General features: G+C 73.3%; 20 protein-coding genes and 1 pseudogene. 6 read left to right on the forward strand and 15 right to left on the reverse strand.

What is annotated here, in order from left to right; genetic code table 11:
- Positions 1-17 precede the first annotated feature (17 nt).
- Both G443_RS15580 and pheA read right to left on the reverse strand, forming a co-directional pair.
- On the reverse strand, positions 18-680 hold the full coding sequence (locus G443_RS15580) for a histidine phosphatase family protein (RefSeq protein ID WP_026417740.1): 663 nt from the start codon (positions 678-680) through the stop codon (positions 18-20).
- Complete coding sequence (gene pheA, locus G443_RS15585) at positions 677-1,636, reverse strand: prephenate dehydratase (RefSeq protein ID WP_026417741.1); 960 nt, start codon at positions 1,634-1,636, stop codon at positions 677-679. The genes G443_RS15580 and pheA overlap by 4 nt, the downstream gene beginning before the upstream one ends.
- 170 nt (positions 1,637-1,806) lie before the next feature.
- On the opposite strand from pheA, the gene G443_RS15590 reads away from it, so the two are divergent.
- The gene (locus tag G443_RS15590; RefSeq protein ID WP_245588701.1) at positions 1,807-2,400 is read left to right on the forward strand and encodes a macro domain-containing protein; all 594 of its coding nucleotides are present in this window, start codon (positions 1,807-1,809) and stop codon (positions 2,398-2,400) included.
- Positions 2,401-2,450: 50 nt separating this feature from the next.
- Here G443_RS15590 and G443_RS15595 read toward each other — a convergent pair whose 3' ends face one another.
- A complete protein-coding gene (locus G443_RS15595; protein ID WP_035273913.1) occupies positions 2,451-2,972 on the reverse strand; it encodes an Hsp20 family protein in 522 nt (173 codons plus the stop codon).
- Between the two features lie 274 nt (positions 2,973-3,246).
- On the opposite strand from G443_RS15595, the gene G443_RS15600 reads away from it, so the two are divergent.
- Entirely contained in the window at positions 3,247-3,882 is a 636-nt protein-coding gene (locus G443_RS15600; RefSeq protein WP_026417743.1) for a response regulator, read from the forward strand.
- A gap of 142 nt (positions 3,883-4,024) precedes the next feature.
- Here G443_RS15600 and G443_RS15605 read toward each other — a convergent pair whose 3' ends face one another.
- Entirely contained in the window at positions 4,025-4,624 is a 600-nt protein-coding gene (locus tag G443_RS15605; RefSeq protein WP_026417744.1) for a TetR/AcrR family transcriptional regulator, read from the reverse strand.
- Between the two features lie 105 nt (positions 4,625-4,729).
- Here G443_RS15605 and G443_RS15610 point away from each other — a divergent pair, with 105 nt between their 5' ends.
- Positions 4,730-5,476 carry an SDR family NAD(P)-dependent oxidoreductase gene (locus tag G443_RS15610; protein ID WP_026417745.1) on the forward strand — a complete coding sequence of 249 codons (747 nt, stop codon included), beginning with the start codon at positions 4,730-4,732 and terminating at the stop codon, positions 5,474-5,476.
- 77 nt (positions 5,477-5,553) lie between these two features.
- Here G443_RS15610 and G443_RS15615 read toward each other — a convergent pair whose 3' ends face one another.
- From G443_RS15615 to G443_RS15645, 7 genes are all read right to left on the reverse strand, one after another.
- Positions 5,554-5,808: a hexameric tyrosine-coordinated heme protein gene (locus tag G443_RS15615; protein ID WP_026417746.1), complete on the reverse strand. Its 255-nt coding sequence runs from the start codon at positions 5,806-5,808 to the stop codon at positions 5,554-5,556.
- Between the two features lie 52 nt (positions 5,809-5,860).
- Positions 5,861-7,009, reverse strand: coding sequence for a GAF domain-containing sensor histidine kinase (locus tag G443_RS15620; protein ID WP_026417747.1), 1,149 nt, complete (start codon positions 7,007-7,009; stop codon positions 5,861-5,863).
- 16 nt (positions 7,010-7,025) lie between these two features.
- A complete protein-coding gene (gene cydC / locus G443_RS15625; RefSeq protein ID WP_162147274.1) occupies positions 7,026-10,586 on the reverse strand; it encodes a thiol reductant ABC exporter subunit CydC in 3,561 nt (1,186 codons plus the stop codon).
- A gap of 139 nt (positions 10,587-10,725) precedes the next feature.
- A complete protein-coding gene (cydB, locus tag G443_RS15630; protein ID WP_026417748.1) occupies positions 10,726-11,733 on the reverse strand; it encodes a cytochrome d ubiquinol oxidase subunit II in 1,008 nt (335 codons plus the stop codon).
- Positions 11,734-11,819: 86 nt separating this feature from the next.
- Complete coding sequence (locus G443_RS15635; RefSeq protein ID WP_026417749.1) at positions 11,820-13,367, reverse strand: cytochrome ubiquinol oxidase subunit I; 1,548 nt, start codon at positions 13,365-13,367, stop codon at positions 11,820-11,822.
- Positions 13,368-13,969: 602 nt separating this feature from the next.
- Positions 13,970-14,314, reverse strand: a complete 345-nt coding sequence (locus tag G443_RS15640; RefSeq protein WP_026417750.1) for a hypothetical protein — start codon at positions 14,312-14,314, stop codon at positions 13,970-13,972.
- A gap of 149 nt (positions 14,315-14,463) precedes the next feature.
- Positions 14,464-14,928 (reverse strand): DUF1801 domain-containing protein, encoded by a 465-nt coding sequence (locus tag G443_RS15645; RefSeq protein ID WP_026417751.1) that lies wholly within the window; start codon positions 14,926-14,928, stop codon positions 14,464-14,466.
- A 236-nt stretch (positions 14,929-15,164) separates the two neighbouring features.
- On the opposite strand from G443_RS15645, the gene G443_RS15650 reads away from it, so the two are divergent.
- From G443_RS15650 to G443_RS15660, 3 genes are read left to right on the forward strand one after another with little or no spacing between them, the layout of a single operon-like run.
- Positions 15,165-15,599, forward strand: a complete 435-nt coding sequence (locus tag G443_RS15650) for a helix-turn-helix transcriptional regulator (protein WP_026417752.1) — start codon at positions 15,165-15,167, stop codon at positions 15,597-15,599.
- Positions 15,600-15,619: 20 nt separating this feature from the next.
- On the forward strand, positions 15,620-16,030 hold the full coding sequence (locus G443_RS15655) for a VOC family protein (RefSeq protein WP_026417753.1): 411 nt from the start codon (positions 15,620-15,622) through the stop codon (positions 16,028-16,030).
- Between the two features lie 50 nt (positions 16,031-16,080).
- Positions 16,081-16,881: a VOC family protein gene (locus G443_RS15660; protein ID WP_051313522.1), complete on the forward strand. Its 801-nt coding sequence runs from the start codon at positions 16,081-16,083 to the stop codon at positions 16,879-16,881.
- A 333-nt stretch (positions 16,882-17,214) separates the two neighbouring features.
- Here the strand turns inward: G443_RS15660 and G443_RS15665 are convergent.
- The 4 genes and pseudogenes from G443_RS15665 to G443_RS15680 form a co-directional block, all read right to left on the reverse strand.
- A pseudogene (locus tag G443_RS15665) lies at positions 17,215-18,126 on the reverse strand (PHP domain-containing protein); the annotation flags it as partial.
- Between the two features lie 248 nt (positions 18,127-18,374).
- Positions 18,375-19,103, reverse strand: a complete 729-nt coding sequence (locus tag G443_RS15670; RefSeq protein WP_035291472.1) for a helix-turn-helix domain-containing protein — start codon at positions 19,101-19,103, stop codon at positions 18,375-18,377.
- 1 nt (position 19,104) lies between these two features.
- Complete coding sequence (locus G443_RS15675; RefSeq protein ID WP_026417756.1) at positions 19,105-20,343, reverse strand: fumarylacetoacetate hydrolase family protein; 1,239 nt, start codon at positions 20,341-20,343, stop codon at positions 19,105-19,107.
- A 117-nt stretch (positions 20,344-20,460) separates the two neighbouring features.
- A complete protein-coding gene (locus G443_RS15680; RefSeq protein ID WP_026417757.1) occupies positions 20,461-21,327 on the reverse strand; it encodes a hypothetical protein in 867 nt (288 codons plus the stop codon).
- Between the last annotated feature and the right edge of the window lie 42 nt (positions 21,328-21,369).

The following is a 21,369-nucleotide window of genomic DNA, read 5'->3' on the forward strand; positions in this document are numbered from 1 at the left end:
AGCCCCGGGCCCGCTGGTCAGTCGCCGGCCGCGCCCGCGCCGGCCGGTTGGTCGTCGCCGATGTCGTCGTGCCCGGTCCAGAACACGCAGCGCCACCCGGAGGCGAGCGAGGTGTCCGCCTCCAGCACGACGCGGCCGGTGTTGGGCAGCAGGACCTCGTCGGCCGCCCGGCCCGTCACGTTCTCGGCGATCCAGCCCCCCACCAGGCGCAGCGCGGCTCCGTGGCTGACGAGGACCACCGTGCCCTCGGGGTGCCGGTCGCGCAGCTCCTCGAGCACCGGGAGGAAGCGGTCGAGCACGTCCTGGCCGGACTCCCCGCCGGGGAGGCGACTGCTCACCAGTCCCGTGTGCCAGGAGCCGAAGATCTCGTGGAACGTCCTGAGCGCGTCGACGTCGGAGCGGCCCTCCAACTCGCCGCACTGCACCTCGTGGACGCCCTCCAGGACCTCGACGGTGTGGCCGTGCCGGGCGGCCAGGGGCGCGGCCGTCTGCCGCGCCCGGGTCGCCACGCTGGCGTAGACGGCGACGACCGGTTCCTCGGCCAGCTCCTCGGCCAGCGCCTCCGCCTGGAGGCGGCCCAGGTCGGTGAGGGGCGGGCCCGGCGGTCGGCTGTCGAGCACGCCGCCCACGTTGGACTCGGTCTCGCCGTGCCTCGCCAGGACCAGCCGGAACGCGCTCATACCTCTCTCCCCTCCCTGACCGCGCGCACCCACGCGCTGGCCTCTGCGAACACTTCGTCGGACGTGTGCCGGCCCTCGTCGGGGCCGTGGACCCTCGGTATCGCGTCCGCCTTCGCGAACGAACCGAGGAACCGGACGGTGACGCAGCGGCGCCGGAGGGCGGCGAGACCGTCCGCCATCCTCGACTCGCCGACGTGACCGTCGAGGTCCAGGAAGAAGCGGTACTCGCCGAGGCGGTTCCTGGTCGGCCGCGACTCGATCCGACTCAGGCTGATGTCGCGGAGGGCCAGCTCGTGGAGGGCACCCGCGAGGGACCCGGGGTGGTTGGGCAGGACGACCGCGATGGAGGTGCGGTCCCACCCGGTGGGCGGCGGCGGCGCGACGGGCCGGCTGAGCAGCAGGAAGCGAGTCTCCGCGTGCCGGACGTCGGCGACGTCCTCGGCCACGGCCGCGAGGCCGTAGTGCTCGGCGGCCACCGGTGTGCTGACCGACGCGTCCACCTCCCCGTCCCGGACCGACCTGGCGGCGGCAGCGGTCGAGGTGCTGGGCAGCACGGCCGCCCGGGGGACGTTCTCGGCCAACCAGTTCCGCACCTGGGCGGCGGCGTGGGGGTGCGTCGCGACGGTGCGCACCCGGTCCAGGGTGGTTCCGGGGCGGGTCAGCACGCTGAAGCGGACCGGGAGCACGGTCTCGGCCACGGCCACGGTGGGCGCACCGGAACTGAGCGCGTCCAGGGTCGCGACGACGGAGCCCTCGACGCTGTTCTCGACGGGCACGACGGCCAGCTCGGCGGTGGGCTCGGCGTCCGAGGTCCCGGAGACCGCCCGCACCGCCTCGTCGATGGTGGCCGAGGGCGCGAGCGCGCTGCCCCCGGGAAGCACCTCGGCGCGCCCCAGCGCCCGTGCCGCCTGCTCGCTGAACGTTCCCTCGGGACCGAGATAGACGACACGCGGCATGTTCGCCACCCTACGGGCCTGCCGGGGGTGGCCGTCGAGGGGTGGGGACGAACGGACGGCGACGATCTCCCGCCTGGAGGACAGCCCTTCCACCCTGGTGGATGAAGATCACTGGTTGGCAACGGACGCCCTGGTTACGTCGGCGGTCGGGCTCCTGAAATGCTTGGGGCGTGACCGACGTTTCGGTGCGTTCCACACTCCGAGGAGGCCAACAGCTCCAGCTGGTGCTCTGCGCGCTGGACGACCGCATGGCGAAGGCGTGGCACGAGATCTCCGAGGCAAGACCGGGAATGAGCGTGCACCAGGGCTCCATCCTGGAACTTCCCGTCGACGCGGTGGTCAGCCCGGCCAACTCGTACGGCTGGATGCGCGGCGGCATCGACGCGCTCTACGCCCGGGCTTTCCCCCAGGTCGAGGAGCACGTCCGCAGTGCCGTACTCGCCTACCACGGTGGGGAGCTGCCGGTGGGTGAATCGCTCGCGGTGCCCACCGGGGCGGCCCGGCCCGGCTGGCTGATCAGCGCGCCGACCATGCGGGAACCCGGGGAGCTCCTTCCCCAGGACACCGTGCACCCCTACCTCGCCGCGCGAGCCGTGCTCCGGCTCTGGGCGGAGGGACTGCTGGAGAGCGGCATGCCGGTCCGGCACGCCGTGCGCAGCGTCGCGATGCCCGGTCTGGGCACGGGGGTGGGTGGCGTCGCTCCCGAGACCTGCGCTCGGCAGATCGCGGCGGCATGGGACGAGGTGTTGGCCGACATCCGTTGACCCCGACCAGTGACCCCGGCCCGCGCGCAGGGCCGGGGTCACCTGATCGCTCACTCCGAGGTGGGCCGCTCGCCCTCGGGCTCGGCGGGCTCGACGGTCGTCCCCACCGCCGCCTGCCGGACGGGCACCCGGGTGGCCACCGCCTCGCGGGGCGTGACCTGCCGCACGAGGACCCGCAGCAGCCCCTGGTCGTAGTCGGCGCTCACCTGCTCGGCGGTCACGTGCCGGGGCAGGGCGAACTCGCGGCGGAAACCGCCGCCCCTGATCTCCCTGGCGAGGACCGCGTCGCTGTCGGCCCGTTCCTCCTCACGCCGCTGGCCGCTGATCACCAGCCGGCCCTGGGACACCTCGACGGCGACGTCGTTGGTGATGTCCACCCCGGGCAGCTCCAGCGTGATCAGCACGTCCTCACCGCTGCGCACCACGTCCGCCGCCGGGACGAACCCGGCCGCGCGCCGGGCCCCGAAGGCCCGGTCGACCATCGCGTCGAACCTGCGGTCGATATCCCTGTCGACACCGCGCACCAGCGCGCTGAACGGATCCCACACCGGTCGACGAGCACTCGTGGTCATCTCGAACTCCCTCTCCGCTCCGAATCGGCACTCGGTCCCGTGCGTGCCCACCGGCTCGGCTGACGGGGTTCCCCGCCCCACTCCCACCGACCCGATTTGGCACTCACCTGTCATGAGTGCCAACGGTGCCGGCGCTGGCGTTGTTCCCGAACTCGCCAAAAAACTGGCACTCGACATAGGCGAGTGCCAGCAGGCACCCGCCCGGACGTAGCCGCCGTCACCTCGGGGGGGCAGCCCTCGAAAGGGCTGGCCGCTCGGGTCGTAGCGTGGTGCCGTGCCCATTCGTGTGCTCCTCGTCGACGACCACGAGGTCGTCCGCCGAGGCCTGCGGGACCTGTTGGACTCCGAGGACGACATCGAGGTCGTGGCCGAGGCCGGCAGCGCGGGCGAGGCCCTGGCCAGGGCCCGCCTGGTGGCCCCCCAGGTCGCCGTCGTCGACGTGCGCCTCCCCGACGGCGACGGCGTGTCACTGTGCCGCGAACTCCGTCAGCTCGACCGCCCACCTCGCTGCCTGGTGCTCACCGCCTTCGACGACGAACAGGCGATGGTGGGCGCGATCATCGCCGGTGCCTCCGGCTACCTGCTGAAACAGGTACGAGGCCAGGATCTGGTCACCGCCGTGCGGGAGGTGGCGTCGGGCCGGTCCCTGCTGGACTCCGTCACCACCGAGCGGGTGCTGGAACGCATCCGCCGCGAGCAGACCCCGGAGGAACTGGCCGCGCTGACCGAACAGGAACGCCGGGTGCTCGACCTGATCGGGGAGGGCCTGACCAACCGGCAGATCGCCCAGCGCCTCTTCCTGGCCGAGAAGACGGTGAAGAACTACGTGACCTCGGTGTTGGCGAAGTTGGGGATGCAGCGGAGGACGCAGGCCGCCGCCTGGATCGCCCGTCGCGGCCGGCGCCCCTGAGGGGAGCGCCTCCGGTCGGGCTGGACTCCCCGGGTTGGGCCTGGTGCCGCCGGGGCGGAACGCCGTCAGCGGACACTCGCCCGCCCTTGGCGGCGCGGTCATCCTCGGGCGGGTCGCCCGGAGGGGCGGCGGCCCGCCCCGCTCAGGCGGGCGACTCCGCCCAGGGCGGGCCGGACAGGAACAGCTCGACGACCCGGTCGAGCTCCGCGCGGGTGGCTCCGTGCGTGGCCTGCACGGCGAGCCCGTGGGACGTGGTCATGACGTGCCGGGCGAGGTCGGCCGCGTCCAGGTCCCCGGGGAGGTCCCCCTCGTCCCGCGCCCGCTGGAGCCGTCGCCGCAACTCCAGTTCTCCGGAGCGGCGCCAGGAGGCGAGTTCGTCGCGCGGACGCCCTCCCTGTTCTCCCGTGGCGAGTGCCGCCTGGACGAACAGGCATCCGCCGTGGTCCCTGGCTGTCACGACCTCGACGGTGCCCCTGAGCAGTCGTTCGACCACGGCTCGCGCCGTGGGTGCCAGCAGTGCCGCCCGCAGGTGACCACCAGGCCCCTCGGCGTAGCGGAGCACCACGGCCCGGAACAGCTCCTCCTTGTTCCCGTAGGCCGAGTAGAGGCTGGGCCGGTTGATCCCCATCGCCTCGGTGAGGTCGGACAGCGCGGTGCCCTCATAACCCTGCCGCCAGAAGACCTCCAGCGCGCGGTCCAGGCGTTCGTCGACGTCGAACCCGCGCGGTCGCCCCACCGCCATGCGCACCCCCTACTTCTGTACCGATCGTTAGGGTACAGTCCCCGTTCTGTACCTATCAGTACAGAAGTGTGGGCGCCCGCCCACACCCCTGGGGACGGAGGGCACATGTCGGAAGAACTGGCTGGACGGGTCGCGCTGGTGACGGGCGGTTCGCGGGGGATCGGGGCCGCCGTCGCGGCGGCGCTGGCCGCCGAGGGCGCGGACGTGGCCATCAGCTACGGCACGTCGGAAGCGCTGGCGGACGAGGTCGTGCGCGAGCTGCGGAACCGGGGAGTACGGGCCGCCGCGTACCGGGCCGACCAGGCCGACCCGGATCAGGTCGGCGAACTGGTCCGCGCGGTGGCCCGGGACTTCGGACGGCTGGACGTGCTCGTCAACAACGCCGGAGTGTCGGTGCGGGGTCCCCTGGACGACACGGGATCCGCCGCCGCCTTCGACCGCCAGTTCGGGATCAACGTCGGCGGTGTGGTCGCGGCCATCCGCGCGGCGGCCCCGATCCTCGGCGAAGGTGGCCGGATCATCACCATCGGATCCACGCTCGGGAGCCGCGCCTCCCTCTCCGGAGGGGCCGACTACTCGGCGACCAAGGCGGCCGTCGTCGGCTACAGCAGGGGCGCCGCCCGCGACCTCGCCCCGCGCGGGATCACGGTCAACGTGGTCGAGCCCGGCTCGGTCGACACCGACATGAACCCGGCCGGCGGACCGTCCGCACCCGCCCAACTGGCGATGAACCCGATGGGGCGGTACGGCAGGCCGGAGGAGATCGCCGCCGGCGTCGTCTTCCTCGCCAGCCCCCGCGCCTCCTTCGTCAACGGGGCGGTGCTGCCCATCGACGGGGGCGTCCTGGCCTGAGGCCCGGTTCCCGTCGCCTCACACCACGGGCCGGGACCGCCGGGCGAGCACCCCGACGGGCCCGGCACCGGGGAGGATCAACGCCAGTAGTCGTTGGCGGCGGCGATGGTCGCGAACTCCGTCGCCACGACCTGCGCCGCCTCGATGAGGCTGTCGGGGTCGGTGGCGTAGTGGGGCCGGCCGCCGCGGAGGATCTCGTGGTCGGGTTGGATGTGCTGGACGGAGTGCCTGGCCAGTTGGAGCGCCAGCTCACGGCCGTGCTCGGGTGTCGGGACGATGAGCGTGTTCCCGGGGATGGTGGTCCTGCCCTGCTTCGGGACGACATGGGTCATGAGGCGATCGTCGTGGCAGCCGGCCCCCACCGCGAGTCGACCTCACCCCGGTTCAGTACAGCGGTACCTCCCAGGTCACCGTCGTCCCGGTGTCCGGGGAGGACTCCACCCGGCACTGGCCACCGGCCGCCGCCGCCCGCTCCTCCAGGTGGAGGAGCCCCCGCCGGGTGACACCCCGGGGGATACCGCAGCCGTCGTCGGCGACCCGCAGCCGCAGGCCCCCCGGGTAGCGGTGCAGCTCGACGGCCAACGACCGGGCTCCCGAGTGGCGCACCACGTTGGACAGCGCCTCCCGCAGCGCGGCCCGCGCGTGGTCGGCGACCACCACGGGCACGTCGTCACACCCACCGACCAGGTCCAGGGTCGGGGTGAGGTCGAGCAGGCCGGCCGCCGTGGCCACCTCGGCCCGCACCGAATCGGGCAGGTCGACGGCGGCCCCCTGGTCGGCCGGGTCGGTGGACCGCAGCTCGCGGACGGTGTCCCTGATCTCGCCGATCGTGCCGTCCAACTGCTCGACAATGTCGGCCAACCGGGCCTCGTCCGCCGGTTCCAGCCGGCCGGCGAGCCGACGGCCGAGCAGGTCGAGCCGCACCCCGGCGGCGTACAGCCGTTGCACGACGACGTCGTGCAGGTCGCGGGCGATCCGCTCCCGCTCCTGGTAGACCGCCACCCGTTGCCGGGCGGTGGAACCCTCGGCGAGCACGATGGCCAACCCCGCCTGGGCCGCGAAGGCCGCCAGCACCTCGACCGTCGTCGGCGCGAACGACCTCGCCCCCCGCCACCGGTAGACCGCCAACGCCCCCAACCGGCGCTCCCGGGTCCCGAAGGGCGCGACGGCGAACGGGCCGTACCCGCGCAGCTGCGGCGGCACGAACGGGGAGGTGCTCGGATCGGCGGTCACGTCGTCGACGACCATCGGCACCCCTCGACGGGCGACCCGGGAGGCCACCGAGCGGGGGGAGAGCACCGCGCCCATCGGGTCCCGCACCCGCCCGGCGGAGTTCCGGTCGGCGTGCGCGGCCTCGACCGTCAGGCTCCCGTCCTCGGCGCGCACCATCACCAGGCACAGGTCGGCCTCGGTGAGGGCGGCGGCCCTCCGCGCGACCAGCGGCAACACCGCTTCGGGCTCGTCGTGGGACATGGCGGCCGTGGTGATCTCAGTCGCCGCGGCCAGGGTGTCCCTGGCGAGAGTGGAGTCCATCATGGCAGCGGCCACGCTACTCGCCCCCCGTGTTCTGCCGGGGAATGCTGACGCGGTCACCGCTGGCCGCCCCCTCGGTGCGCGCCCGATCCGAACCGGCCAGCACCAGGAGGTCGAGGTCCTGGTACTCGCGAACCGCGCCTGAGCGCACCTCCACGACGAGGTCGGCGTCCAGCACCTCCTCCGGTCGGTGCGTGACGTGCACCACGGTCCGCCCGGCGAACTCGGCGCGCAGCCTGGCCAGCACCTCGCGGGAGGTGGTGGCGTCGAGGTGGGCGGTCGGCTCGTCCAACAGCACCAGCCCCGAGTCGGGGGCGGCGAGGACCGCCCTGGCGATCCCCAACCGGGCGGCCTCACCCCCGGACACGCTGAGTCCGCCGCTGCCGAGCACCGCGTCCAACCGGTCACCCCAGTCGGGGAGACCGGCGACCGCCAGCGCGCGCCGCAGCTCGGCGTCCCCGGCCCCGGGCCGCGCGACGCGGAGGTTCTCCCGCACGGAGGTGGAAACCAGGGCGGGGTCCTGCGGGCACCACGCCACCCGGTCGGGCAGCCTGGCGACGCCGGTGCGCGGCGGCACGAATCCCAGCAGGAGCGCCAGCAGGGTGGACTTCCCCGCCCCGGACGGTCCGAGCACGGCCACGTGCGCTCCGGCGGGCACCCGCAACGTCACCTCCCGCAGCACCGGCTGGCGGTGTCCGGGCCACCCCGCGTCCACGTCACGCAGCACCACCTCGCCGTCCGGGGACGGCAGGGTCGTCGCTCCCCCGGGTTCGACGGCACCGTCGTCCTCGGCCTCACCCCACACCTCGTCGAGGCGACGCTGGGCGTCGCGCAGCGCGCCCGCCTGGGTCACCGCGGGTGGGACGGTGGCCACGACCTCGGCGACCGCCAGGGTGGACAGCACCAACACGGCGACCAGCACCGGGTTCAACGCCCCGGCGGCCACGGCCGACGCACCCAGCCACAGGTTCGCCAGCGCGGCGGCGCCGACGACGGCGGTGAGGACGGCGGACCCGGCACCGGCGCCGAGCGCGGCCCGAGCGGCCTGCCGGCCGAGCTCGCGGTCATCCTCGGCCAACGCGGCGCGACGTCGCCCGGCCGCGCCAACGGCGACCAGGTCCGCGGCGGAGTCCAGCAGGTCGAGGACGCCGACCGCGACGCGACGCCGACCAGCCGCGACCCGCCGCTCGGCCCGGCGCTGCACGGCCAGGGCGGCCAGGGACCCCCCGCCGAGCGCGAGCACCAGCGCCACCGCCGTCACCGCGCCGGCGGACGGCAGGATCAGGGAGTGGGCCAGCACCACCATCGCCCCGACCAGCAGTGCCGCCGCCGGCGGCAGCAGGACCCTGGGGACCAGGTCCCGGACCTGGTCGACGTCACCGACCAACCGGGCCGCCGTGTCGGAGTCGCGACGGCGCGGGACCCGGGCCGGACCGAGCCGGACCAGGGCGTTCCACAGCCGGACCCGCAGCCGGCCGGACAGCCGGAACGCCGCGTCGTGGGAGACGAGCCGCTCCAGGTAGCGCAGCAACGCCTTGGACAGCGCGAAGGTGCGCACCGACACCGCCGCGACGGTGAGGGTGAGCACCGGTGGTTGCCCGGCGGCGGTGGCGATCAGCCAGGCCGCGGTGCCGGTGAGCGCCACCCCCGCGGCCAGGGCGAACGCCCCGAGGACGACGCCGAGGGCCGTCCGCCGGTCCACCAGGTCGCGAAGCCGGCTGGCGGCGGGACCAGCCACCGGCTCCCCGCCCCCTCCTGGCGCGGTCGTCGCCTCGCCGGACGAGGGCGGGGGCGACGCCTCGGCGGCGGTGGGGCGGTGCGTCGCCAGCACCACGACCGCCCCCCGATCGGCCGCGTCCTCCACGGCGGCCATCACCCGCGCGGCGGTGACGCGGTCCAGGTTCGCGGTCGGTTCGTCGAGCAGCAGCACGCTGGCCCCGTGCCGCACCCGCAGCAGTGCCCGGGCGACCGCGACCCGTTGGCGCTCGCCGACCGACAGGGTGCGGACCGACCGGCCGAGCAGCCGGGCGGCGCCGACGGAGGCCGCTACCTCCCCCAGCTCGGCGTCGGTGGCCGTCGCCCCGGGCCGGTCGCTCAGCGCCAACCGCAACTCCTCGCTGACCGTCTCCGCGGTGAACCGGGGGTGCTGGGGGACCCAGGCCAGCGCCGACCGCCACCGGTCCGGCTCCCACCGCGTGACGTCCCGACCGTCGGCGAGGACCTGGCCCTCGTCCGGCCGGACGAAACCCATCAGGACCGAGAAGGTGGTGCTCTTCCCGCTGCCGCTGGGACCGATTCCCCGGTCGCCGGCGCGGTCCGGCGCCAGGACCCGTCCGGGGGTGAGCCGCTGGTGGGGGTCGTTCGCCGCCACCGCGCCCCGGACCCCGACCACCCGCCCCCGGTCCGAGCTCGGTCCTGGTGGCGCGTCGAGCCGGAGGATCTGACCGGCGGAGACGGTGAAGGACAGGCCGTCCGGCGCGAACCGGTCCCGGCGGGCGACCCGCAGCCCGGACACCCGCAGTTCCGCCACCCGAGGTGGCGGCGCCTCGGAGGAACCGTCCGATACCGCCGCGGCCGTACCGCCGACGAGCACCTCGTGCACCCGCCGCACGGCCTCCACCCCGTCCTCGCTGGCGTGGTAGGCGGCTCCCGCCGCCCGCAGCGGCCGGTAGCACTCGGGCACGAGCAGGAGCACGACCAGCGCCGTGACCAGCTCCACCGACCCGGAGACCAGCCGGAGGCCGATGTTGACCGCGACCAGCGCCACCGACAGGCTGGCCAGCAGCTCCAGGGCCAGCGCCGACAGGAACGCCACCCGCAGCGTGCCCATGCTCGCCTTCCGATGGCTCTCGTTGACCCGTCGCACCGCCTCGGCCTGTTGACCGGCCCGCCGGAACGCGGTGAGCACCCCGAGGGACCGGACGAGTTCGAGCAGGTGCCCGGACAACCGGGCGGTGGCGTCGGCCGCCCGGCGGGAGCGGTGCTCGGTGTAGCGCCCGATGAGCGCCGCGAACAGCGGGATCAGCGGCACGGTCACCAACACCAGCGCGGCCGACGGCGGGTCGGTGAGCAGGATCCACCCGCCGACGAGCGGCGGCACCGCCGCCGCCGTCACCAGTGCGGGCAGGTAGGCGCGGAAGTACGGGTCGAGAGCGTCCAGCCCGGTCGTCGCCAGACTGCTGAGCCGGCCCACCCCGCCCGCGACGGCGTCGTCCCCACCGCCCCGGTGGATCCACTCCGGGCCACGGCCGAGGGCCGAGTCGAGCAGCGCGGACCGCAGCTCCCGTTTGACCCCTCCGGCCGCGCGGGCCGAGGTCGACTCCAGCGCCCACGCGACCACTGACCGGCCCAGGACCGCCGCCGCCGCCCACCCCAGGGGCGCGAGGACGTCCCCGGCGGGTACCCGGTCCACCACGACCCCGGTGAGCGCGGTGGCAAGACCGACCGCCTGCGCGACGAGCAGCACGGCGTCGGCGACCGCGAGCAGGCCGATGACGACCAGCGATCGGCGGGCCGAGGTCGACAGGGCCGGCAGCGGTCCGAGCGGGCCTCGGAACCGTCGAGCGGAGATTCCCACCCCTGCACTCTCCGGGCGGGTCCGGTCGGTGTCCAGAGCCATCCCGTCCGTCACCTCCTCCGCGTCCGCCATGCGGACGTACCGCCGAGCCACCGGCCCGCCCCGCACCGTCGCCCTCCCCGCACCGGGTCGTGGAGCCTCACGGGACCCGCACCGGTGGGATGTTCGCCGTGCTGATCCGCCGCCGGAACACCCAGTACGTCCAGCCCTGGTAGACCAGCACCGCTGGGGTGCCGAAAGCGGCGACCCAGGTGATGACGGTCAGCGTGTAGGGGCTGGATGCCGCGCCGGCCACCGTCAGGGAGAACGCCTCGTCCACCGTGGAGGGCAGCACGTTGGGGTAGAGCGAACCGAAGAGCACCACCACGACCCCGGTGATCAGCACCGCCAGCGAGGCGAAGGCCCGCCCCTCCCGGTTGAGCCGCATCCACACCAGGGCGAGAACCCCGGCCGCCGCCGCCAGGCCCGCCACGACCGCGGTCCACAGGGTGCCCTGGCGGAGTTGGACGAGCACGAGCAGCGCGAGGACCGGGGCGAGCAGCAGCGGACCGAACCGCCGCACCACCCCGTGCGCCCGGTGCCGGACGGTCCCGTCGGTCTTGAGCGCGACGAACACCGCGCCGTGCAGCAGGCTGAACGCGGTCAACGCCACCGCGCCGAGGATGGTGTCCAACCGCAGCAGGTCCATCACCCCACCGCGCAGGTCACCGTTGGAATCGATCGGCAGCCCGGTCGCGGTGCCGGTGATCACCAGGCCCCACCCCAGCGGCGGGATCCACGACCCGATCTGGATGACCCGGTCCCAGTTCCGCCGCCAGCGGTGGCTGTCGACCTTGCCCCGGTACTCGAAGGCCACCCCCCGCCCGATCAACGCCAGCAGGATGAACAGGATCGGCAGGTAGGCCCCGGACAGCAGCGCCGCGTACCACTCGGGGAAGGCCGCGAAGGTCGCGCCGACCGCGACGATCACCCAGACCTCGTTGCCGTCCCACACCGGGCCGATGGTGTTCACCATCACCCGGCGCTCGGTGTCGTCCCTGGTCATGGGGCCGAGCAGCATGCCGACGCCGAAGTCGAAGCCCTCCAGGAAGAAGTAGCCGAGCCACAGCACGGCGATCACGCAGAACCAGAAGGTGGGCAGGTCCACGACGGTCTCCTTCTCAACCGGTGGCAGGCTGGGGGCGGCCGGTCCGGGCGCCGGGCGGGTCAGCGGGCGGACGGCCCGCCCGGGGCTCAGTAGGCGAAGGCGAGCACGTCACCGCCGCCTCCCCCGCGTCCGTCACTCCCACCCGGGCCGTCACCCGACTTCCCCTCCTCGTCGGGCTCCTCCCAGGGCGGTCGCATCACCCCGGACACGCCCGCGCGGGCGTAACGGGCGAGGAGGAACACCTCGACCACGGCGAGCACCGCGTAGACGGCGGTGAGCGCGACCAGCGAGAACACGGCCGAGCCCAGCGACACCCCTGGGGACACCGCCTGCGCCGTGTACATCCACACCCCGTCCACGCCGGTCGGGTTGGGCACCACCACGAAGGGTTGGCGGCCCATCTCGGTGAAGATCCAGCCGAAGGTGTTGGCCAGGAACGGGGCCGCGATGCCGGCGAGCGCCAACGGGGCGAACCACCGCGACCGGGGCACCCGGCCCTTCCTCGTCACCCACAACGCGAACGCGCAGGCCCCGGCGGCGACCACCCCGAAGCCGATCATGAGCCGGAAACCCCAGTAGGTGATGGGCAGGGAGGGCACGTAGTCGATGGGTTGGCCGGCCATCTCGCCCAGCCTCGGGTCGTCGGGGTAGTTCGTCCCGTACCGCTCGGTGTACTCGTCGACGAGTTGCTCGACGCCCCGGACCTCGGTGGAGAAGTCGCTGTGCGCCAACATCGAGAGCAGCCCGGGGACGGTGATGCTCTTGACGCTCTCGCAGTCCGGCCGGCTCACGTCCCCGACCGCGAACACCGAGAAACCGGCCGGGGCCTCGGTGTGGCAGAGCGCCTCCGCCGCCGCCATCTTCATGGGCTGCTGCTCGAACATCAGCTTCGCCTGGAGGTCACCGGTGATCGCGACGGCGGCGAAGGACACCACCCCGACCCAGCCGCCCAACCGGAGCGAGCGGTGCCAGACCCGGCGGTCGGGGTCGTCCTTGGGGGTGTCGCGGTGCCGCCGGGCCAGGTGCCAGGCGGCGATACCGACCAGGAAGGACCCGGCGACGGCGAACGACCCGGCGATGGTGTGTGGGAAGGCGGCCAACACGGTGGAGTTGGTCAGCAGCTCCCACACCGAGGTGAGACGAGGCCGACCGTCCTCGTCGAGGGCGACACCGACGGGGTGCTGCATCCACGAGTTCGCCGAGAGGATGAAGTAGGCGGAGAGCACGGTCGCCAGGGACGCGGCCCAGATGCAGGCCAGGTGCACCCGCTTCGGCAGCCGGCCCCACCCGAAGATCCACAACCCGAGGAAGGTCGACTCGACGAAGAAGGCGACCAGGCCCTCCATCGCCAGCGGCGCGCCGAACACGTCCCCGACGAACCGGGAGTACTCGCTCCAGTTCATGCCGAACTGGAATTCCTGCACGATGCCGGTCACCACGCCCATCGCGAAGTTGATGAGCATCAACTTGCCCCAGAACTTGGTCATCGCCAGGTACTCGGGCTTGCCCGTGCGGTGCCAGGCGGTCTGCATCACCGCGACCAGGACCGACAAACCGATGGTCAGCGGCACCATCAGGAAGTGGTAGACGGTGGTGATGCCGAACTGCCACCGCGCCACGTCGAGGATCTCCACGACCCGCTCCTCTCGCCCTCAAGCGAGGACGCTAGGGGCGGCGGAGGCCGGGAAGCGGACGGTCAGGGTCCCGTTCTCCCGGGACGTTGGTCCTGAATTCGGGCCCGCTGACCTGCGGTCATGACCCCCGTCACTCCACCTGCCGGCAGCAGGGCCCAGAACCGCCACCCCACCCGGCGCTGCCGCGTGGGGGAGCAACCACCAGCCACGCCCGCCGGGCTCGTCGCGGTGGCCAGCCGGGCCCTGGTCGGTGCGGCGAGCCGACGCGGCGGGGCGTGCCGACGGCCACCGGGACGCGGGATGCGCGCCCGCCAGCCCGAGCCGACGAGGGACGTCGACTCGGGCACGGACACGCGAGATCGTCGAACCTCACCGGCCGCCTTCGTGGCCCTGGCCGACGCCGTCAAGGCCGACCGCCCGCGCGAGAGCCCCACCAGCCACCCGACCCCAGGCGGAGCCGGGGCTGTTCCCAATCCGCCCGGCCAGCGGGAGCCGGGCGGACCACACCACCGGCACCCCGTGGCAGCGGACGGAACATCGCCCCCTCCGCCCCCGTCGTGCCGCCGGGACCTGACCGGGGGACCCGGTCGCGAGGCCCGGGGTCAGCAGCCCGCGACGGAGATCAGGTCCGACACCGTGACCTTCACCCCGTGGCCGATCCCCGAGTCGTCCGCCCACAGGTCCTCGGGCAGGGCGGGGACTCCGGCGGCCTGGGCGGCTCCGGTGATGCCGTAGGCGGTTCCCTCGACCACCACGACCGCGCCGCCGCCCTCGCAGCCCACCTCGGCGGTGTCGACCGTCAGCGGCCACGTCAGCCCGTCGGCGTCGAACGCCTCCCGCGAGACCTGCCGGAAACCTGTCGTCCGGTCCGGTTCCCGCTCGACCACCCCGCCGCACCCCACGGCGGCCAGGGCGACGGCGAGGACCGCTCCCGCTCTCGTTCCCACGACCGTGGGTCGTCGGCGGGGCGCTCGGGGTTACCAGCCCGGTCCCCTGCCCCGCCGGGGCGGTTCCTCTCGGCTGGCGGGAGGCGGCCGGGCCGCCGGAGACATCGCCGTCGGCAGCCGTCGCGGGCCGAGCCCTCCACCGTCCTCGATCAGCCCACGGCCCTCGCGACCAGCGCGGCGATGGTCTCCGCCGCCCGGTCACCCAGCTCGGACACCGCGTACGAGGTCGGCCACAGGCCGCCGTCGTCGTCGAGGCGTGCCTCGGGGGTGAACCCGAACGTCGAGTAGCGCTCCTTGTCGGCGGCGCCGCTGCGGAAGAAGCAGACCACCTTCCCCTTCCTCGCGTAGGCGGGCTGCCCGTACCACAGTTTCGGGGCCAGATCGGGGGCGTGGCTGGTGACGATCGCGTGCACGCGCTCCGCCGACGAACGGTCCGGTTCGGGCATCTCCCCGATCTTCGCCAGCACGTCGGCCTCGTCCGCGGCCGCCTTTCCTCCTCGGCCGCGCCCCGCCTCCTTCCGCAGTTCCTGGGCGCGTTCCCTCATGGCGGCGCGTTCCTGTTCGGAGAAACCGCCGGAGTTCGACCCGGCCTCCCCGTGCGACGTGGAACTCATCGCTGGTCCTTTCCTGGCGGGGGTTCATCAGAGCTGGACGCGACGGTAGCCGCCCCCGATTCCGCCGGCTTCTCGAATCCTGACCGGATCGGCGGCCGCCGGGCGCACGACCCGGCACCAAGGGAGGCGGCGCTCCCCGGTGGGGCCGGGGATGGTGACCGCCAGGACACCCGCTCGCGCCACGACGTGGGGCGGCTGTTGGGAACGCCAGCGCCGTGACGTGGCACGATGCCCCCATGACTGCTGGGCGCACGGAGGCTCAACGGTTGCGGGACCTCGTGGCGCTCCGCCGGGTCCGCGACCGGATGGACCGCGAGTACGCCAAGCCGTTGAACGTCGAGGAACTGGCCAGGGGAGTTCATGTCTCCGCCGGGCACCTGAGCAGGGAGTTCCGACGCGTGTACGGGGAGTCGCCCTATTCGTACCTGATGACGAGGCGCATCGAGCGGGCGATGACCCTGTTGCGCCGAGGGGACCTCAGTGTCACCGAGGTGTGTTTCGAGGTCGGTTTCTCGTCGCTGGGAACGTTCAGCACGAGGTTCGCGGAACTGGTCGGAGTACCACCGAGCACCTATCGGCGGGATCATTCCCAGGCCGCGGCCGGGATTCCACCCTGCCTCGCGAAACAGGTGACCAGACCGGTCAGGAATCAAGAAGCACGACCCCGGTAGGCACTCCTAGCGTTCCGGGCATGAACGTCACCGTCCACCACGCCTTCCTCCCGCACACCGACCCCGAGGCCGCGCTGCGGTTCTACCGGGACGCGCTGGGCTTCGAGGTCCTCGACGACGTCGGGTACGAGGAGATGCGCTGGATCACCGTCGGCCCGCGCGGGCGGCCCGGGACGTCGATCGTGTTGCACCCGCCGACCGCCGACCCGGGCATCTCCGAGGACGAGCGCCGCACCATCGCCGAACTGATGGCGAAGGGAAGTTTCGCGGCCATCACGCTGGCCACCGACGACCTGGACGGTCTCTTCGAACGCCTCGAAGCCGCGGGCGCGGACATCGTGCAGGAACCGGCGGACCAGGACTACGGGGTCCGCGACTGCGCCTTCCGTGACCCGGCTGGGAACCTCGTCCGCGTCAACCAGACGGCCTGAGCGCCGCCCGCCCCGTCCCGACCACCGCACCCGGACGAAGGACCACCCCCGTGCGGCTCACCCTTGACCGCATCACCCTCGGCGTCCCCCGGGTCGCCGAGGCGACCGACTTCTACGCCTCGGCGTACCCGCTCGCGACCACCGGCGGGGAGCCCTCCACGTCGCTCCACCTGGCCGGCTCCGGGCGGATCGACCTCCGGGGGGTCGAGGAGCTCGCCGCGGAGGTCGACGCGAATCCGGCGAGCTCGGGTTTCCGGGGTCTCGTCCTCTCGGCCATCGTCAACCAGCCCAGTGAGGTCGAGGCCCTCCTCGACAACGCCACCTCCCGAGGTGCGACCGTGGTCAGGCCACCGAGGAAGCGGCTGTTCGGCGAGTTCGCCGCCGCCTACCGGGCGCCCGATGGCGCGGTCTGGAAACTGGCGGCGGTCAACAAGAGGAACACCGCTCCCGCCGTCGCCCCGGCCAGCCTCGTGGAGACCGCCGTCTACCTCGGCGTTGGCAGCCCGAAGGCGTCCGCGACGTTCTACGCGGCGCTGGGGATGCGGGTGGACCGGGACTACGGTGACAAGTTCGTCGACTTCACCGTGACCGCCGGCGCATTCCGGCTCGGCCTGCTCCCGCGCGGGGCGCTCGCGGGGGATGTCGGCGTGGACGGGCGGGGCGACGGGTTCTCCGCCACCGTCCTCACCCACACCGCCGCGTCCCGTGTCGAGCTCGACGCCCTCCTCGGGGTGGCGCGAACCGCCGGAGCGCGGATCGTCACCCCGGCGACCCAGGTCGACGGGGATGGCCACGTCGCGCACGTCGCGGACCCCGACGGGCATCACTGGCGGTTCACGGCTCCGGCGTGACGAGGAGCCGGCGCGACCCGGCGGCAGGGGCACCGGCGGTCAGGCGACCGTCACCCCCGTCACCTGGTCCAACACCCGCAACAGGTCCGCCGACACCCGCACCCCCTCTGACAACACCAGGGTGTCGGCGGTACCGCCGTCTCCTCCCACGAGCACGACCGGTGTCATTCCCTCGTGCCCGTCCAGCGCCTCCCCCACCGCGGCGAGCGAGTCGAACCCGTCGATCCGGAGCACCAGGGGACACGCGCCGGCCACCTCGTGGACCCGAACCCGCCGCGCGCCCAGGACCTGCCCGGCCCGGCCGGAGAACTCGGAGACGGGGATGGGGAACAGTGGTGAGCGGTCCACGAATCCGAACACCTCGGCGTAGGAACCGACGCGTTCCGCGACGTCCAAGGTCGTGTCGGCGGCTCCGGGAACCTCCCGGTCCCAGTACTCCCGCATCTCGGCCGCCGACTTCAGGTGGTAACCGGCCCCCTCGAACCGGAACCTCCTGGGGTCCGACAAGGTACTGCCGGTCTGCACGCAGAGCAGGGCGGAATGGGCCTGGGCCTGGTCCGGGGTGACGTAGTGGCTGTCGTTCGTGGCCACGACCGCGAGACCGAGATCCCGGGAGATCGTGAGCAGACCCTCCCGCACGTCGCGTTCCACCCGCACGCCGTGGTCCATCAGCTCGACGAGGTAGTTCTCCTTGCCGAGGATGTCGCGGTACTCGCTGGCAGCCCGCAACGCCTCCCGGTACTGACCGAGGCGCAGCCGGGTCGGCACCTCGCCCCCGGGGCACCCGGTGGTGGCGATGAGTCCGCTCGCGAACCTGGAGAGGAGCTCCCGGTCCATCCTCGGCTTCTTGTACTGCCCTTCGATCGAGGCGAGGGACGACAACCGGAAGAGATTGCGGAGCCCGGTCGCGTCGGCGGCGAGCAACGTCATGTGGGTGAAGGCGCCGCGGCCCGACACGTCACCGCCCTCGTCCCCGCTGCCAGCTCCGCCCCAGAACACCGGCTTCCGGTGGAACCGGCTCCCCGGAGCGACATAGGCCTCGATCCCGAGGATCGGCTTCACGTCGGGGTATCCGCTGGCCTGTTCCCAGAACTCGGCGGCGCCGAACATGTTCCCGTGGTCGGTCATGGCGACGGCGGGCATGCCGAGTCGGCTCGCCTCGGCGAACAGCGGCCCCACCTTGGCCGCGCCGTCCAACATGGAGTATTCGGTGTGCACGTGGAGGTGGACGAAGGGATCGGACACTGTTCGGCCTCCCAGGCAGCTGCGAGCACGAGCTTGAACACCTGGAGTGACAGTACGATCACACAGAGACATTTCCGTTGCCCTGGCCGGCGCCAGGCGGGCGTGCCGAACGCCCGGGTCGGTTGGCTGGGCCCCTGCCGCGGCCAGGCCGGGCCCTGATCCCGACGCTCGGGCATCCGTTACCCGTGCCGGTTCGGGCAGCGCGCACGGCCACCGGTTCCCGTTCCGCCGGCCGGGTACCGCCTCGCTCAGGTCAACGCGGCCGAGACCGCCTCGGCGGCGGTGACGGTGAGCGGGCCCACCGTGGCCTCGTCCACCGGGCGCAGCGCCACCACCCCGACGCTCGCCCGGAGTCCGGTCACCCCGCGCACCGGGGCGGCGACGCCGTAGGCGCCCTCCTGGATCTCCCCGCTGGAGAACACCCAGTGCCGGTCGGCGGACAGGTCGATGGCCCGCCCGGCCGCGCCCTGCCGTGCCGGGTGCCGGTAGCCCACCCGGTAGGAGACGTGGAAGACGGTCCAGGTGGGTTCGACGACCGCCACGACCTGGGCCTCCTCGCCGTCGGCCACCGTGATGTGCGCGGTCGCTCCGGTCCGTTCGGCCAGTTCCCGCAGCGCGGGCAGCGCGGCCAGCCGCACCTGGGGCAGCACGTTGCCCGCCAGGGTGAGCAGGCCGAGACCGAGCCGAACCCTTGACCCCTCCCGACGGACCAGGCCCCGCGCCTGGAGCGGCCCCAGCAGCCGGTACACGGCGGCTCGACTGACCCGGATGGCGGCCGCGAGTTCGCTGATGGTCGGGGCGTCGGACTGCGCCTCGGCGACCGCCTGCAACAACGCCAACCCCCGTTCGAGGGTGAGGGAGCGTTCGCGCGGGAGCCCGGGGAGCTCGACCTCGGCGACCGGTTCCTCGGCTACCGGGCCGCGCGTCGTCACCGGGCTCGTGGCGGTCGCCGGTTGTCGGGTGGTGGGGACGGACATGTCAGCGTCCGGGACCGCGTACGGCGGTCGGCTCGACGTCGGCGGGCAGTACCCGGCCCGTGACCTCGGCCAGCCCGACGACCGAGCCGTCCGGTCCCGGTGCGGTGGCCGTGATCTCGACGGTGTCCCCGTCGAGCAGGAAGGCACGGGTGGTGCCGTCGTCGAGGGTCACCGGTTCCCGGCCTCCCCAGCTCAGTTCGAGGAAGGAACCGCGTTCCGCCCGGTCCGGGCCGGACACCGTCCCGGAGGCGAAGAGGTCGCCGGGACGGACCGTCGCCCCGTTCACCGTGAGGTGCGCCAGCTGCTGCGCCGGCGACCAGGCCATCTCGGCGAACGGTGGTCGGCTCACCACGGTGCCGTTCCAGCGGACCTCGAGCCTCAGGTCCAAGCCCCAGGGCTCGTCCTCCGACAGGTAGTCCAGCAGGGGGTTCGGCGCCGGGGGTGTGGGCACCCGCGCCGCCTCCAACGCGGCCAGCGGGGTGATCCAGTGGGCGAGGGAGGTGGCGAACGACTTGCCCAGGAAGGGGCCCAACGGCTGGTACTCCCACGCCTGGATGTCCCGGGCCGACCAGTCGTTGACCAGCGCGACCCCCAGGACGTGGTCGGCCAGCTCGGCGGTGCCCACCTCGCCCCGGACCGGTCCGCCGCAGACGAAACCCACCTCGGCCTCGATGTCCAGCCGCTCGCTCGGTCCGAACACCGGGCCCGTGGAGCCCTGCGGTCTCCGTTGCCCTCTCGGCCGGCGCACGGGGGTTCCGCTGGCGATGACCGTGCCGGCCCGCCCGTGGTACCCGACCGGCAGGTGCGTCCAGTTCGGGAGCAGCGGGTCGGAGTCCGGGCGGAAGATCCGACCGACGTTCTCCGCGTGGTGCCGCGAGGAGTAGAAGTCGACGTAGTCGGCGACCGCGAACGGCAGCACCGGCCGGACCTCCGCCAACGGCACGAGGTCGGCGCCGGGCGGCGCTGATCCGCGGTCGACGACCTCGCGCAGCCTCTCCCGCAGTTCCGCCCACGCCGGGCGCCCGGCCGCCAACAGCGGGTCCAGCGAGTCGGCGGCCAGTGGTCCGGACAGCCGTGGTCCGAGGTGGGTCGCCAGTGGGCGCAACGGCAGCGCGTGGTCGCCCACCCGCACGAGCGCACCCGTCGCGGTCTCCGCGCGCACCCGCCCCACCCCGTAGGGCAGGGTCTGCGGTCCGAACGGGTCGGCCGCGCTGAACGCGGGGTCGTCGATCCAGCTCACACGATCACCCTTCCGCAGGGAGGTGGTCGTACACCACCGAATTGACCGGGCGCGGCCGGCGTCCGGCATGGCGGGCACACCGACGCGACCCCCGCGCGTCGGTGCGGCGTCACCTGGTCACAGCAGGCCGAGTTCACGGAGATCGTCGAGCGGCTCGCTCAACGAGCAGGAGCCGTAGGAGGCGAACACGCCCCGCACGGCGCGGGCCGCCTCGTCGGAGAGCTCCTTGGCCTCCTCGGCGAGCGCGGTGGCGTCGTCGCTCGCCAACGCCTCCCGGACATCCCGACCTGACAGCGCCCTGGCGCAGGCGACCAGCAGGTTCAGGAACCCGTGGTGGGGGAAGTTGGTCTCCTCGTCCATGTAGCGCACCGCGTGGTGCATCCCCGCCGTCGCCTTGAAGGGGATGCCGGTGCTGCTGGCCACCGACAGGAAGTCGGCCACCTGGTCGACGGAGGGGAACGCCTCGGGGGTGAGGCCGCCGCACCGCAGCTTGGCCCACGAGCCGTGCTCGGCGACCCGCCGCACGCTGTCCAGCCAGCCGGCGCCGCCGCGGCGCGGTTCGATGACGCGGATGACGTCCTCCGGCACGAACTCGGACACGCGTTCGAGCCACACGTCGTCCACCTCGGACGGCGCGGGCATCTCCACCATGTTCAGCGACAGCAGTTCGGTGCGGGACTCCACGATGGATACGGCCTTGGGCACTCCCCCCAATCCGGTGTCGATGACCAGCGACAACGCCACCGGGCGCAGCGGCTTCGCCTTGATCAGTTCGGTGATGAGTTCCGGCAGCCGCGACGAGGGGCAGAGGAACAGCCCCATGACGCCGGCCGCGTTACCAGCCCGTCCCTCCAGATGGCCGCGAACCGCCTCGGCCATTCCGGTGTTGGCGGGCGGGAAGAGCGCGGCGTCGTCGACCAACCGCGCGAGCAGGGGAGGGATCCCCCGCGGACCGGGAGCATGAAGTTCAACGGCGCTTGACACGGCTGACACGCTAGTGCCGGAACGAACAATGAACAAAGGTGT

This window comes from Actinoalloteichus caeruleus DSM 43889 (assembly GCF_000429185.2).
Classification (GTDB): Bacteria; Actinomycetota; Actinomycetes; order Mycobacteriales; family Pseudonocardiaceae; genus Actinoalloteichus_B; species Actinoalloteichus_B caeruleus.

Bases quoted from the DNA above. Each gene is read 5' to 3' on its own strand.
- G443_RS15605 (WP_026417744.1), bottom strand. From the start codon at position 4,624: ATGGCGGTGGGGCGACCGCGCGGGTTCGACGTCGACGAACGCCTGGAC.
- pheA (WP_026417741.1), bottom strand. From the start codon at position 1,636: ATGCCGCGTGTCGTCTATCTCGGTCCCGAGGGAACGTTCAGCGAGCAG.
- G443_RS15655 (WP_026417753.1), top strand. From the start codon at position 15,620: ATGAACGTCACCGTCCACCACGCCTTCCTCCCGCACACCGACCCCGAG.
- G443_RS15670 (WP_035291472.1), bottom strand. From the start codon at position 19,103: ATGTCCGTCCCCACCACCCGACAACCGGCGACCGCCACGAGCCCGGTG.
- G443_RS15620 (WP_026417747.1), bottom strand. From the start codon at position 7,009: ATGGACTCCACTCTCGCCAGGGACACCCTGGCCGCGGCGACTGAGATC.
- G443_RS15610 (WP_026417745.1), top strand. From the start codon at position 4,730: ATGTCGGAAGAACTGGCTGGACGGGTCGCGCTGGTGACGGGCGGTTCG.
- G443_RS15595 (WP_035273913.1), bottom strand. From the start codon at position 2,972: ATGACCACGAGTGCTCGTCGACCGGTGTGGGATCCGTTCAGCGCGCTG.
- G443_RS15645 (WP_026417751.1), bottom strand. From the start codon at position 14,928: ATGAGTTCCACGTCGCACGGGGAGGCCGGGTCGAACTCCGGCGGTTTC.
- G443_RS15650 (WP_026417752.1), top strand. From the start codon at position 15,165: ATGACTGCTGGGCGCACGGAGGCTCAACGGTTGCGGGACCTCGTGGCG.
- G443_RS15580 (WP_026417740.1), bottom strand. From the start codon at position 680: ATGAGCGCGTTCCGGCTGGTCCTGGCGAGGCACGGCGAGACCGAGTCC.
- G443_RS15615 (WP_026417746.1), bottom strand. From the start codon at position 5,808: ATGACCCATGTCGTCCCGAAGCAGGGCAGGACCACCATCCCCGGGAAC.